Here is a 14,229-nt window from a genome sequence, read left to right as displayed (position 1 = left end):
TGTAAATCAGATTTACGAAGTCTATGAATCATTTGAAATCTGAGTGATCTCATCCGGCCGCGACGATCACAGAGTAGCTTCACGACAACGCACTCGCCGAGCGCGAGTTTCTGAGCAGCGGTCAATACCGGATCCCCAGAGAAGGTTGGGACGATGAACTTTTCAATGTTGCCTCCGGAGATCAACTCGGCTCTCATATTTGCTGGTGCCGGACCAGGACCGATGCTGGCGGCCGCGGCGGCCTGGGACGGACTGGCCGAGGAATTGAGCTCGGCTGCAGCCTCTTTCGGCTCGGTGATATCCGGACTGGTCGGCGGATCGTGGCAGGGGCCGTCGTCGGTGGCGATGGCTGCTGCGGCAGCTCCGTATGCGGGGTGGCTTGCCGAGGCGGCGGCCCAGGCCGAGCAGGCGGCGGCCCAGGCCGCGGCGATGGTGGCCGAGTTTGAAGCTGTGCAGGCGGCGATGGTGCAACCGGCGATGGTGGCGGCCAACCGTGCTGACCTTGTGTCGCTGGCGATGTCGAACCTCTTTGGGCAAAACGCCCCGGCGATCGCGACCGTCGAGGCCGCGTACGAGGAGATGTGGACTCTCGATGTGTCGACGATGGCTGCCTATCACGCCGGAGCGTCGGCGGTCGCATCGGCGCTCACGCCGTTCACCCGCCCGTTGCAGAATCCGGCGGATCTGCCGACCCGAATGGTCGGTGCACTCGGGGCCGCCGTACCAGCCGCATCGGCCACGACCCCGAACCTCGGTTTAGCCAACGTTGGCTCCGGCAACGTTGGCAACGCAAACAACGGCATCGGAAATATCGGCAGCGGCAATCTTGGCAACTATAACTTCGGCGCCGGAAACCTCGGCAGCAACAACATCGGCCCAGCAAACCTGGGCAACAACAACATCGGCGCCGGCAACGCCGGCAGCAGCAACTTCGGCTGGGGAAACATAGGCATTCTCAACACCGGGTTCGCCAATGCCGGCCTCGGCAACTTCGGCATTGCGAATACCGGCAACAACAACGTCGGCATCGGCCTCACCGGCAACAACCAGATCGGCATCGGCGGGCTGAACTCGGGCAGCGCCAACCTCGGCTTGTTCAACTCGGGCACCGGAAATATCGGCTTCTTCAACTCCGGCACCGGAAACTTCGGCATCGGAAACTCCGGCAACTTCAGCACCGGCCTTTTCAATTCGGGGCAGGCCAATACGGGGTTCTTCAACACCGGCTCGTTCAACACTGGCATGTTCGATGTCGGTAATGCGAACACCGGCAGCCTGAATACCGGCAATTACAATATGGGCGCCTTCAATCCGGGGGCGTCTAACACTGGAGCGTTCAACACGGGCACCGCCAACACCGGTTTCTTCAACACTGGCAACATCAACACGGGCGCCTTCAACATAGGCAACATGAATAATGGCCTGTTCAACACGGGTGATTTGAATAATGGAGTTTTCTACCGCGGCGTGGGCCAGGGCAGTCTGAATTTCACGATCACGACACCCGATCTGACGCTGCCGGCCCTGGAAATACCCGGAATATCGGTTCCGGCCTTCAGTTTGCCCGCGATAACCCTTCCGTCGCTGTCGCTGCCGGCCACGACGACACCCGACAACGTTGCGGTGGGTGCGTTCGACCTACCGGCACTCACCCTGCCCGCGCTCAACATCCCCGCCAACACCACACCCGCCAACATCACCATCGGCGCCTTCGACCTACCCGCACTCACCCTGCCCGCGCTCAACATCCCCGCCAACACCACACCCGCCAACATCACCATCGGCGCCTTCGACCTACCCGCACTCACCCTGCCCGCGCTCAACATCCCCGCCAACACCACACCCGCCAACATCACCATCGGCGCCTTCGACCTACCCGCACTCACCCTGCCCGCGCTCAACATCCCCGCCAACACCACACCCGCCAACATCACCATCGGCGCCTTCGACCTACCCGCACTCACCCTGCCCGCGCTCAACATCCCCGCCAACACCACACCCGCCAACATCACCATCGGCGCCTTCGACCTACCCGCACTCACCCTGCCCGCGCTCAACATCCCCGCCAACACCACACCCGCCAACATCACCATCGGCGCCTTCGACCTACCCGCACTCACCCTGCCCGCGCTCAACATCCCCGCCAACACCACACCCGCCAACATCACCATCGGCGCCTTCGACCTACCCGCACTCACCCTGCCCGCGCTCAACATCCCCGCCAACACCACACCCGCCAACATCACCATCGGCGCCTTCGACCTACCTTCGCTGGCGATTCCTTCGGTGACTATTCCGTCGATGACAATACCTGCGGGTATCACCGTGGGCGCTTTTGCACTCCCGCCGCTAGAGATTCCGCAGGTGATTATTCCGCCCGTGACGATTCCCCCTATTACGGTGGGGGCGTTTGATTTGCCCCCGTTGCAGATTCCGGCGGAGACCATTCCGTCGCTGACGATACCCGCCGGCACCACTATCAGTGGATTTAATCTGCCCCGATTTCACATTCCTTCGGTGATCGTTCCCCCAGTGATGATAGGCGGCATAACCGTCGGCGACTTTAGCCTACCGGCGATACATACTCAGCCGATACCCGTTCCCCCAATAAATGTGGGCGGATTTGTGCTGCCCGGTATCGGATGGAGTGACTTTCTACACACACCCGAGATAACGGTCAATAATCTTTCAATACCGTTTCAGCTATCCTTCACGACCAATATACCTGCGCTTCAGCCGATAGGCGGCGGAACTAGCGTTATCAACGGTAGTCTCAGCCTCGGCGACCCGAATTTCCACGAACTCCACCTGCCGTCACTGGCAATCCACCCATGGCAGTTGACGGTCCCCATCGTGGTCGAGCCTTTCGCCCTTCCCGGCTTCACCCTCCCCAGTATCGATGTCCCCGCTATCCACGTCGACGGCTTCACCCTTCCCCAGATCACCACCCCGACGATCGCCACACCGCCGGTGACCATCGACCCCATCGCTACCGAGGGATTAGTCCTTCCGGAGATCACCATCCCGGCGATCACTACCCCGGCGTTCGCCATCGATCCGATCGGCGTGGGTGGGTTCACGCTGCCTGCGATCACCACGCCAACGATCGTCACCCCGCCGTTGACCATCGATTCGATCGGGACTGGCGGGTTCACGCTTCCCGCGATCACCACCCCACCCATCAACACCCCACCATTCACCATCGACCCCATCGCCGTCGGCGGCTTCACCCTCCCCCAAATCACCACCCCACCCATCAACACCCCACCATTCACCATCGACCCCATCGCCGTCGGCGGCTTCACCTCCCCAAATCACCACCCCACCCATCAACACCCCACCATTCACCATCGACCCCATCGCCGTCGGCGGCTTTCTCCCCAAATCACCACCCCACCCATCAACACCCCACCATTCACCATCGACCCCATCGCCGTCGGCGGCTTCAACCTCCCCAAATCACCACCCCACCCATCAACACCCCACCATTCACCATCGCCGTCCCACCAAATCACCACCCCACCCCAACACCCCACCATTCACCATCGACCCTATCGCCGTCGGCGGCTTCACCCTCCCCCAAATCACCACCCCACCCATCAACACCCCACCATTCACCATCGACCCCATCGCCGTCGGCGGCTTCACCCTCCCCCAAATCACCACCCCACCCATCAACACCCCACCATTCACCATCGACCCCATCGCCGTCGGCGGCTTCACCCTCCCCCAAATCAACGTCCCGCCGATCACCACGCCATCGTTCACTGTTCCGCCGATCGGCCTCGGGGGCTTCACCACGCCCCCGCTCACCATTCCCGGCATCCACCTGCCCAGCACCACGATCGGGAGTTTCGCGATCCCCGGGGGACCGGGCTACCTCAACTCGAGCTCCGCACCTTCGTCGGGCTTCTTCAATTCGGGCGCGGGCGGCAACTCGGGCTTCGGCAACAACGGTTTGGGGCTCTCGGGTTGGTTTAACACCAACGCGCCCGGGTTGTTGGGCGGCTCGGGCTACCAGAATTTCGGTGGACTGTCGTCAGGCTTTTCGAACCTGGGCAGCGGTGTCTCGGGCTTCGCCAACACAGGCACACTGCCTTTCTCGGTGACCAGCCTGGTTTCGGGCTTTGCAAACATAGGCAGCAACCTTTCGGGCTTCCTCCGCGGCAGCACGTGATAAGCCGTGGGGTTACCACCAACACCGATCGCCTGCTCCAACGGCCGCCCGATCACGGCCGCTATGCATGCATGCCCGGGAATCTGACCCAGCCGGGTGAGCAGAGAATGCTACTACGCCAGCCTGGCCAGCGTCCGCTCCCACAGCTCGCAGGCCAGGCGCAGATCGTAGGCGGCGCGGTTGGCTTTCGCGACCCTGCGCCTCGAGTAGTATTCGCCGGACGTCCAGTCGACTCCGGGCGTGCTCGAAGCCAGCCAGACCAGCTGATCGGCTCCCTGGTCGACGGTCGAGGTGAATCGCTCGGCGGGCGTGTACCGCGCCATGAACGCCATGACGCGGGATTCCGATGCCACCCCGAAGTTGGAGTTGACATAGCCGGGGTGAACCGCCGCGACGGCGAGCCCTTGGTCGTGGTAGCGCCGGTGTAATTCCTTGGTGAACAAGACGATTGCCAGCTTTGAGTACGCGTAGGCGACGCTGGGCCGTCGCCTGCCGGTGTTCTCCACGTCGGCAACATTGGCCAGGCGAACCAGCCGATGCGACGAGCTGGTCGTGTTCACGATCGTCGCCCGTGAGGCCACCAGCAGATCCAACAACTGCGTGGTAAGCAGAAACGGCGCCAAGTAATTGACCTGATAGGTCATTTCATATCCATCGGGTGTGAGGTGGACCTTGTGGACCATCATGCCGGCGTTGTTGGCCAAAACGTCGATGCGCGGGTACTCGGCACGAATCTTGTCCGCCAAGGCCCGCACCGCAGACAGGTCCGCGAAGTCGGCCACAAAATAATCCGCGCCCAATTCCCGGGCCACTGCGGTGGTCTTGCTTTCCGACCGGCCAACCACGACGACCTTTTCGCCATGCGCGCTGAGCCGGCGCGCCGCCGCCGCGCCGATGCCGTCACTGGCACCCGTGATGACGATCGTCCTATTCGTCATATCGATGGCGTCCTCCACCGGGAGTGTATCGATCCGCGCCGAAATGTCATTGACTGCTCACATGGGCGACATAACTCGGCGCAAGTTCGGGCGGCTCGCCGCGCTGGCGGGCGTCGTTGGCGTAAGCGGTGCGCTTACCAGCTGTGCCGCGCCGGCCACGCCGCCGCAGTCGGGGCCCACCGAGACCGCGACCCCGGCCCCGGATACGCGGGCCCGGCCCATCAGGCTCACCCAGGCCGATGTGGACCGGATCATCGGCGATCACGCGCATACGCTGCTGGACCACCTGCGGGCCAAGGCACCCGGCCGAAACTATGGGATCGCGGTGGCTTTCGCATGTCCCAACCGCCAATTCAATCGCTTCTACATGTACGGAACGGGCGCCGAACAGACCCCGCCCACCGCGCGAACGATCTTCGCGATCGGATCGATCACCAAGACCTTCACCGCCGCGCCGTTCGCCAACGGGGTGTCGACTCGGCCGGACTGACTGGGATGCCGGCTTGCGACGCTATCTTGGCGGCGATCTGAGCCCGGCAATGCGGCAGATCACGCCCAGGATGCTCGCCCGGCACACGTCGGGTCTCCCGGAGAACTCCACCGGTCCAGAAGACGGTGCCGGCCTGTTCCTCAAGAATCCTTCCGTGCCGCCGCCGAGCCTGGTCCGTGCGTGGCGGTCCCACAACGGCCCCCAACCGGGGAGCTGCTGGACCTATTCGAACCACGGCTTCATCACGCTGGGCTTCGCCGCCGTCTGATGGCGCATCTGGGTGCGGTCAGTGGAGCGCCAACACTGATGAAGGCGCTGGCAACCACGATCCAGCCGGCCCCCTGTCGGTCGACGTGTGCGGAAAACCGAACCGCGGGCCGGCGCGCATGGGGCTGGCGTGGCAAGTCGAACCCGGTCCGCCGCAGATCATTTGGAAAGACGGTCTGACCCGGCGGGTGGCTGTTCGTGCTGGATCGGTTTCAGGCCCCCGGGCCCCACCGAGGAGCCACTGGGAATCGCCATCCTGGTCAACGGTTATTGGAAAAAGGACAAGCCACCCGTACTGGCCAACAATCACGGCCCGGCGATGCTCAAACAGGTCGCGGCCGCCATCTAGACCGCTCACGCGAACGAGTAGCGAACCGGCAGGTGTTTGAGGCCGCCGACGAATGTCGTGGCAATGAGCTGCGGATCACCGGTCAGCTCAATGGATTTCAGTCTTGGCAGCAACTCGGTGAAGAAGCTGTTGACCTCCATGCGGGCCAGGGCGGCACCCATGCAAAAGTGCACGCCATAGCCGAACGCCACGTGTTTGTTGGGCTCGCGCCCGACGTCGAACCGGAACGGGTACTCGAAGACATCCTCGTCTCGGTTGGCCGAGACATAAGATAACAGCACGGATTCGCCTGCGGCGATGGGTATTCCGCGTACCACGGTGTCACTGGCTGCGGTACGCATGAACTGCTTGACCGGGGTGACCCAGCGGATCATCTCCTCGGTGGCCAGTGGCATCAAGCCGAGATCGTCACGCAACCGTGCCATCTCGTCGGGATTCTCGATGAGCGCGTGCAGACCGCCGGAGATGGTCGCGCTGGTGGTGTCGTGACCGGCGGTGGCGACGATGAGGTAGTAGGACACCGTGTCGATGTCAGATAGCGGCTCGCCGTCGACGCGGGCGTTGGCGATTGCCGACGCGAGATCCTCGGTGGGATGCCCCCGGCGCGATGCGGTCACCGCGTTGAAGTATCCGAACATGTCCAACAGCGCCGGCAGCTGATCCTCGCTCGTGGTGCCGCGCTTGAACTCGCTGTCGTCGCTGCCGAACAACTCCTGGGTCAGCTTGAGCATGCGGGGAAAGTCGGCCTCCGGCAGGCCCAACAGCGACATGATCACGTAGAGCGGGTAATTGACCGCGACCTGCGCAGCGAAGTCGCATTCGGGGCCCGCGCCCATCATCTTGTCGACATAGATCTTGGCCAGCTCGTCAACGCGGGCCTTCAGCGCCCGCATCGCCTTCGGGCGAAACCAGTCGGCGCCGATCGCGCGCACCACCCGGTGTTGCGGGTCGTCCATGTGGATCAGCGTGCGTACTCCCGCGGCGGCCTGCAGCTCGTCACCGTCGGCGGTCGCCAGGACCGGGCGCGGCCAGTTGGTGAACAGCGTGTTGTCGCGCTCGATGTCCATGACGTCGGCGTGCTTGGTGATCGCCCAGAACGGCCGGTAGTTCGGCACGTCGACCCACGCCACCGGAGCGCCGGCGCGCAGGTGCTTTAGCGCCGCGTGCAACCGCGGTTCGTCGGTGTATGCCAACGGATCTGCCAATACCTTGGCGGCCTCGTCGATCGTCTTCGTGCTCATCGGCGAAACCCCTTCAGTGCGGCGCTCTGACAGGACGGCGTCGCCGCGAAGATCGGCAGGACGCGATCTGCTTGAAGCGCTTCTCGACATGCGGCCGGATCTGGGTTCCGAGGCCGAGAATGAACCGGCCCTCCGAATACGCCCGCAGGTCCCAGCCGATGTTGGCGACGATCATCGGATTGCGGGCGAACGCCACCGCGATGTTAGTGCCCAACTCGAGCCGCGAGGTGTGTTCGGCGGCCAGTAGCAGCGGCAGAAAGGGGTCATGACTGGCTTCGGCCGTCCAGCTCCCGTCGTATCCGTCTTGTTCCAGGGCGTTGGCCGCCACGGCCGCGCGTGCGAGCTTGGTAGGGATGCCACCATCGATCTTGGGCCCGGAGGCGCTACCCATTTGGGTAACTTTACAGTAAGTGATCCAGTATGTAGGACAGAGGCATGACGAAAGCCGAGGATTGGGAGGAGACGCTCGAGGATCTCCAGCGTCGCCGTCAGCACGCGTGGGGTATGGGCGGGCGGGAGCGGCTGGACAAGCACCGCAGCAAGGGCAAGCTCGACGCCCGCACCCGCATCGAGCGACTTCTCGACCCCGGCACCTTCCGCGAATTCGGCACGCTGGTCGGCGGCGAAATCCCGGCCGACGCGATCGTCACGGGCTCCGGCCGGATCAATGGGGCAACGGTGATGGTGGGCGCCGAAGACTTCACGACGCTGGCCGGAACCATCGCACCGGGCAGCAATTCCAAGCGCTACCGCATCGCCGAGCTGGCGCTGCGCGACAAGGTCGCGCTGGTGATGCTGCTCGAAGGCGCCGGGTTTCGCCCCGCCGGTGCACATTACGGGCGCACCCCGACCGACCTGCTCGCCCAGGCACGGTGCTCGGGCCGGGTGCCGACGGTCGCCGCGGTACTGGGGCCATCGGCCGGACACGGCGCACTGGTCGCCCCGGTCTGCGACTTCACCGTCATGAGCCACCAGGGCGCGATCTTTACGGCCGGGCCGCCTGTGGTGAAAGAGTCTACGGGAGAGGATATTTCGAAGGAAGACCTCGGCGGGCCGGACGTCGCCGTCGCCAGCGGGGTAATCCATAACGTCGCCGAGGACGACGAGGCGGTGCTCGACACCGTCCGCCGCTACCTGTCGTATTTCCCGCCGAGCGCGTGGTCGTATCCGCCGTCGCTGCCAGCCTCAGAGGCAGCCAACCCTCGGCCGACACCGGAGTTGCTCGACATCGTCCCGCGCGACAACCGTCGCGTCTACGACATGCGGGCGGTGCTCGACGTGGTCTTCGACTGTCCCGACTGGTTCGAAGTCCAACCGGGATTCGGAAAGGCGATCATCTGCGCGCTGGCCCATCTCGGTGGGCATCCGGTCGCGGTCGTCGCCAACCAGCCGCGGGTCCTCGCCGGGTCCATCGACGCCGACGCCGCCGACAAGGCAGCGCATTTCATCATGGTGGCCGACTCCTTCCACCTGCCGATCGTTTTCCTGGCGGACAACCCCGGCATGTTGGCGGGCAGTCGGTCCGAGCGGGAGGGCGCGTTGCGCAGCGGCGCACGGATGTTCGCCGCGCAAACCGCGGCGACGACGCTGAAGCTGCACGTGACGCTGCGCAAGGCCTATGGTTTCGGCTCCATGGTCATGGGGCTGATCAGCTTCGACGGCCAGGTGGCCACGTTCGCCTATCCGGGGGCGACGATGGGCGCGATGGGCGCCGCGGCGCTGAGCCGCGCGTCACACGCCGATCAGGACCTGTCCGCCAGGCTGCGCAACGCCGAGCTGCAAGCGTCGTACCGCTCGGCCGAGCACATGGGCATCGACGAGCTCATCGATCCCCGCGAGACGCGCGACGCGTTGCTCGCCTCGCTGCAGCGCGGTCTGTCCAGCCGGCAGGCCCCCGCGGAACCGGTGACCCGCACGTTGATCATGCCGTGATTTCGTTGGCGCCGAGCGGCGCCGAGCAGCGCCGAGCAGACGCGAGAGCCCCCATTTGGGCTGCCAAATGGGGGCTTTCGCGTCTGCTCGGCGGGTCGTCAGCGGCCAGCGTGCAACTACGGCGCCGACACGCCTGCGACGGTCGCCGTCATTTCACGGTCGGCGTGTGGTCGGCTTGCCCAAGCCCAGCGTGTGCTGGGCGATCATGTTGCGGAACACCTCGAGCGTGCCGCCGTAGATTCCCACCAGCGGCGCGAATCGATAGACATACTCGGCGCCGCCGTCGTCGGCGGCCCCGTCAGCGCCGAACGGTAGCGCCGACGCCGCCCCGAGGATGTCCATCAGGTCCGGCGAGATGTCTCGCATCGTTTGTGCGATGGCCACCCGGCCGAAGATGTCCGGCGCGCTGAGCGCCGCTTCCATCCGGGCGACGCTGCGGCCCAGTCGATACGCCACCGACCGATCGTCGAGAAGACGCCGCCCGTTGGGGTTCGGCTGCGCCGCGCGCGCCGCGACCCCGTCGACCGCCTGGGCCATCGAACCGGCCTGGTGCATCATGATTGACGTGTCCTGCAGGCCGTCGGGTGCAGCCGCGACCGCACCATGCTCGGTGTTGAGTGGCTCGCGCAGCACGGCCCAGCCCGCGTTCACCTCGCCCAGCCGGTACTTGTCGTCGACGCGGACTTCGCTGTAATAGACGATGTTGGTCCGGTCGCCGTCGACCGTGCGGATGCCCCGGATTTCGATGCCCGGCGAGTCCAGCGGAACCAGAAACATGGTCAGGTTCTTGTGTTTTGGCGCGTCCGGGGCGGTGTTAGTGATCAGGAAGACGTACTGGCAGTTGTGCGCGCCGGTGGTGAACATCTTCGACCCGTTGATCAGCCACGAGCCACCGTCGCGCACCGCCCGGGTCTTGCAGGTGGCAACGTCGGAGCCGCCCTCGGGCTCGGTGTAGCCCAGGCACAGCCGGACATGGCCGCTGAAGACCCCGGGCATCACCTCCTCGATGAGTTCGGGTGAGCCGAACTTCACCACCGACCGCGCCACCATGGCGGTCGTCCCCCAGGTCACCCACGGCACGTGCGCCCGCCGCTTCTCCAGCTCCCACATGCGGCGGCGCACCCGGCTGAACCCGCCTTCGGTGTGCGGCTTCCACTCCGCGGCCAAATAGCCTGCGGCACCGAACGCCAAATGCAGACCCTCGTCAAAGTTGTCACCCGTCTCGCGGTCGCGGCGCCGGACCTCCTCGGTGACGTGGGTGGCCAGAAAGCTTCGCGCCTCGTCGAGGAAGGCGAGGTCCTCGTCGGACAGTTCGACCCGGGAGAAATCCATCATTAGGTCCTGACACTCTCGCGGGCGCACACGATTTCGGCGACCCGCTGCGCGGCCGCACCCGGGTCTCCGCCCGCCAGCGGCCACCCGCGGGCACGCACCAGGTACGCCGTCGCGGCAGCCTCCGCCGAAACCCCAAGGCCGCCTTGGATATGGACCGCCATGGTCGCCGCCTTGGCCGCCTCCTCGGCCATGAACACGAACGCCGACGGCGCCAGCTCGGCGCGTTCGTCGGGCTCGTTGTCCAGGAACCAGGCGGCGCGCCGGGCGAGGTTGCGCCCGGCCGAAACGGTGATGGCCATGTTGGCCAGCGGGTGCGAAATGCCCTGCAGCGTCGAGATGGGCACACCCAGCGTGTAGCGGGTCTTCGCGAACTCCGCCGCGATGGTCATCGCCTGTTCGACCAGACCCACCAGGGCGGCGGCGGTCAGCAGTCGCCACTCATCGGTCGCCCGTTGGTAATTCACCAGCGCGTCGGATCCGCTGGCCACCACCGTCCGGGTGTCGGCCGCGGCCGGATCCACCCAGGCCATCGGCAGCCGACCGATGTTGTCGACCTTCGCCGGTCGGGTGCCAAAGGCCAGGCGCACGATCTGGTCACCGTCATGGACGATGATGAGGTCGGCGATCGACCCGGTCGGAATCAGCCGGGGACCCGGACCGCTGTCGCTCCGTGGATCGAGTGCGACCAGCTGTTCGGCGTTGAGGACGCCCGACGTGTCTCCTCCAACGCGCGCCAGCAAGCGCGCGGCACACACGTGGTCGATCCAGGGAACCGGCGCCAACGACCGGCCGATCTCCTCGGCCACCAGGGTGAGATCGACCAGCGTCGCCCCGTCGCCGCCGCAGGACTCGGACAGTGCCATCGTCGTCGCACCCATCGCGCACAACCGCTCCCACAGATTCTCGTCGAACCCGGAAAGCTCCGCGGCACGGACTGTTTCGATCGGACAGCGGGTTTTGAAGAACTGCTTGTACGCGGCCTGCAGCGCCTCGTGATCTTCGCACAGGCTGTAGTCGAGCCTTCGTAGCTCGAAGCGGTCCATCGTCAGTACTCCTTAGGAGAAGAAGAATTCCCGGGCGTTGTTGTAGAGGTAGTTGTCCAGCGCGTCGGCCGGCAGGTCCAGCGCGAGGGCTTCCGGTATCACGCGGCGCATGCGCAACACCGGCCAGTCCGACGCGTAGATCACCTTGTCCCGACCGCGTGTTCGCATGTAGTGCAACAGGCTTTCCGGCAGCCGCTTGGGTGACCAGGCCGAGGTCATCAGGCGCAGGTTGGCGTACTTGAGCATCAGCCGGATCGCGACGTCCCACCACGGATCGGCGCCATGGATCATGCATAGCTTCAGTTCGGGAAATCGGACACACACCCGGTCCAGATGCATGGGATGCTGCACCTCGCCCGGGATCGGTGGCCCGGGGATGCCGGTGTTGACGCACAGCGGCAGGTCGAGTTCGGCGCACTTGGCGTAGAGCGGATAGTAGACGGCGTCGCTGGGCGGGTACTGCCCGTCGCCCCAAAAGCTCGGTCCCACTACGGCGTAGGCCACCGGCAACTCCTTGACGATGGCGCTCAACTCGCGCAACGGGCGCACCGGACGCAGCAGGTTGACCCCACCCATGGCCAACGCGAACCTATCCGGCTGAGCCTCCACGAACTTGCGCGCGGTGGTGGACGGGTTGACGAGCGAATCCATCAGGATCGCCTGCGCCACCCCGTGGGCGTCCATCTCCGCGAGCAGCTCGGCCAGCTCGACGGGGGCGAACATCGACTCCGGGCCCTTGAAATAGTCGTCGCGTACCTTGAGCATCCAGCTGGGCTGGGCTTCGGCCTCCCCGAAGTGCACATTCACCAGGCAGTCAATCACTTGATGCGTCATGACAGGACCCGTTGCGTCGCTTGGTTTCTCGCCCATTGGTAGTTCGGCTTGCCGTTGCCGAGACGCTGAATCTGCTCGACGAAGATGAACAACTTGGGGGCCTTGAAATGCGCCAGCCGCGAGGTGCAGAAGGCATAGAGGCCTTGCTCGTCCGCGGTGACGCCCGGCTGCGTGGCGATGAGCGCGACGACTTCCTGTCCCCACCGCTCGCTCGGCCGTCCGACCACGAGCGCGTCGGCAACGCCCGGATGTGCGCGCAGGACTTCCTCGACCTCTTCGACGAATACCTTTTCGCCGCCGGTGTTCACGACCAGCGAATCGCGGCCGTATAGGCGAATGGTGCCGTCCTTTTCGACGGATGCGCGGTCGCCGGGTATCACCACACGCCGGCCGTCGATCTCCGGGAAAGTCCGCTGGGTGGCCGCGGCATCGTTGAAATACCCGAGCGGAATCCGGCCCATCCTGGCCGCCCAACCGATCTCGTGCTCACCGGGCCGCAGGAACCGGCTGCGGTCGGCGGAGACGACCGTCGCGCCGACCCTGGGTTCAAAGGTTTCGCTTGCGGTTCCCTCACGGCTGTATCCGACGGCCATGTTTCCGGTTTCCGACGACCCGTAACCCTCGATGATGGTGGCCTGTGGCAGGAACTCCATCAGCCCCCGTTTGTACTTCGGATTCGTGGCCGCCCCTCCGGTGCCGACCGAGTGCACCGAGGACAGGTCGTACGGACGCGCGCGCAGCTCGGCGACCAGCGGCCCGGCGTACGCGTCGCCGACCATCGTGATCATGCCCACCTTCTCGCGCTCCGCCGTCTCCCACACCGACCGCACGTCGAGCTTGTCGCGGTCGTCGTACATCACGACGGTGAGGCCGTGCAGGAGCGCGGCGAACGCGGTCCACATGCCGGCCGCGTGCATCAGCGGCGAGATGGCGAACCAGGGCGGGCCGCCGACGCGTACGGTCTGGTGGATCTCGTCGACGCCCGCGTGGTCGGCCCCCGCCATCGACGTCACGTACATGTCGCTCTGTCGCCACAGGACGCCCTTGGGCCGTCCCGTCGTGCCGCCGGTGCACATCATGATCAGGTCGTCCGGCGACCCCGGCAGGTCGTCGTCCGACTTACCGGCCGCCAGCACGTCGTCCAGCGAAACGGCGCCGGGCAGTTGCCGAACCGAACTCCCGTCGTCGATGGACACCAGCAGTTCGGTACCGCTGGGAGGCAGCACCTCGGCGAACCGGGCGCCCAGCGAGCGGTGGTAGATGATGCCCCGCGGCCCCACGTAGTCGAGCAGGTCGCGGATCTCGCGCGGCGAATAGTGATGATTCACGTTGACCGGAACGGCTCGTGCCTTGAGGCACCCGATCACCATGTCGGGGTAGAGGTCGTTGTGCATGATGAGGGCGACCCGGTCCTGACCGCATTCCCACCTTTGCAGTGTCTCGCGCGGACGATGGACACCGAATCCCTTGTCGCTGAGGTAATTAGCCAGCTGGCCGGATCGTTGCGCCGCCTGACCGAAGGAGCTGCGCCGGGGGCCGCATACGGTCATCAGGCGATCGGGAACCAGCTCCGCGATCGCGTCGAGGACGGCCCCGATGGTCCATTCGGCCACGGCTGTGCCA

The 14,229-nt window shown here is 65.2% G+C and carries 10 protein-coding genes and 1 pseudogene; 4 read left to right on the top strand and 7 right to left on the bottom strand.

What is annotated here, in order from left to right:
- Nucleotides 1–153: 153 nt before the first annotated feature.
- Nucleotides 154–3,981: a PPE domain-containing protein gene (locus G6N24_RS05100; protein ID WP_407938697.1), complete on the top strand. Its 3,828-nt coding sequence runs from the start codon at nucleotides 154–156 to the stop codon at nucleotides 3,979–3,981.
- Nucleotides 3,982–4,290: 309 nt separating this feature from the next.
- On the opposite strand, the gene G6N24_RS05095 is transcribed toward G6N24_RS05100, so the two are convergent.
- Nucleotides 4,291–5,115 (bottom strand): SDR family NAD(P)-dependent oxidoreductase, encoded by an 825-nt coding sequence (locus G6N24_RS05095; protein ID WP_085158700.1) that lies wholly within the window; start codon nucleotides 5,113–5,115, stop codon nucleotides 4,291–4,293.
- Between the two features lie 61 nt (nucleotides 5,116–5,176).
- On the opposite strand from G6N24_RS05095, the gene G6N24_RS25295 reads away from it, so the two are divergent.
- Nucleotides 5,177–5,605 carry a serine hydrolase gene (locus tag G6N24_RS25295; RefSeq protein ID WP_163745418.1) on the top strand — a complete coding sequence of 143 codons (429 nt, stop codon included), beginning with the start codon at nucleotides 5,177–5,179 and terminating at the stop codon, nucleotides 5,603–5,605.
- A 13-nt stretch (nucleotides 5,606–5,618) separates the two neighbouring features.
- The gene (locus G6N24_RS05085; protein WP_163745417.1) at nucleotides 5,619–5,873 is read left to right on the top strand and encodes a serine hydrolase; all 255 of its coding nucleotides are present in this window, start codon (nucleotides 5,619–5,621) and stop codon (nucleotides 5,871–5,873) included.
- A 353-nt stretch (nucleotides 5,874–6,226) separates the two neighbouring features.
- Here G6N24_RS05085 and G6N24_RS05080 read toward each other — a convergent pair whose 3' ends face one another.
- Together G6N24_RS05080 and G6N24_RS05075 are read right to left on the bottom strand one after the other, a co-directional pair.
- The gene (locus G6N24_RS05080; protein ID WP_085158572.1) at nucleotides 6,227–7,462 is read right to left on the bottom strand and encodes a cytochrome P450; all 1,236 of its coding nucleotides are present in this window, start codon (nucleotides 7,460–7,462) and stop codon (nucleotides 6,227–6,229) included.
- 22 nt (nucleotides 7,463–7,484) lie between these two features.
- Nucleotides 7,485–7,853 (bottom strand): annotated as a pseudogene (locus tag G6N24_RS05075) (LLM class flavin-dependent oxidoreductase); the annotation flags it as partial.
- Nucleotides 7,854–7,897: 44 nt separating this feature from the next.
- On the opposite strand from G6N24_RS05075, the gene G6N24_RS05070 reads away from it, so the two are divergent.
- Nucleotides 7,898–9,394, top strand: a complete 1,497-nt coding sequence (locus G6N24_RS05070; RefSeq protein WP_085158574.1) for an acyl-CoA carboxylase subunit beta — start codon at nucleotides 7,898–7,900, stop codon at nucleotides 9,392–9,394.
- A gap of 153 nt (nucleotides 9,395–9,547) precedes the next feature.
- Here the strand turns inward: G6N24_RS05070 and G6N24_RS05065 are convergent, their stop codons facing one another.
- The 4 genes from G6N24_RS05065 to G6N24_RS05050 are packed head-to-tail and all read right to left on the bottom strand — an operon-like array spanning nucleotide 9,548 to nucleotide 14,219.
- Nucleotides 9,548–10,726, bottom strand: a complete 1,179-nt coding sequence (locus G6N24_RS05065) for an acyl-CoA dehydrogenase family protein (protein ID WP_085158576.1) — start codon at nucleotides 10,724–10,726, stop codon at nucleotides 9,548–9,550.
- Nucleotides 10,727–10,728: 2 nt separating this feature from the next.
- Nucleotides 10,729–11,772 carry an acyl-CoA dehydrogenase gene (locus G6N24_RS05060; protein ID WP_085158578.1) on the bottom strand — a complete coding sequence of 348 codons (1,044 nt, stop codon included), beginning with the start codon at nucleotides 11,770–11,772 and terminating at the stop codon, nucleotides 10,729–10,731.
- Between the two features lie 12 nt (nucleotides 11,773–11,784).
- Entirely contained in the window at nucleotides 11,785–12,606 is an 822-nt protein-coding gene (locus tag G6N24_RS05055) for an amidohydrolase family protein (RefSeq protein ID WP_085158580.1), read from the bottom strand.
- On the bottom strand, nucleotides 12,603–14,219 hold the full coding sequence (locus tag G6N24_RS05050; protein ID WP_085158582.1) for an acyl-CoA synthetase: 1,617 nt from the start codon (nucleotides 14,217–14,219) through the stop codon (nucleotides 12,603–12,605). The genes G6N24_RS05055 and G6N24_RS05050 overlap by 4 nt, the downstream gene beginning before the upstream one ends.
- Nucleotides 14,220–14,229: the final 10 nt, after the last annotated feature.

Origin of the sequence: Mycobacterium lacus (assembly GCF_010731535.1) — a bacterium.
In the GTDB taxonomy this organism is placed as follows: Bacteria; Actinomycetota; Actinomycetes; order Mycobacteriales; family Mycobacteriaceae; genus Mycobacterium; species Mycobacterium lacus.
The sequence above is the reverse complement of the archived record's forward strand: the minus strand, read 5'-3'. Positions and strand labels throughout refer to the sequence as shown.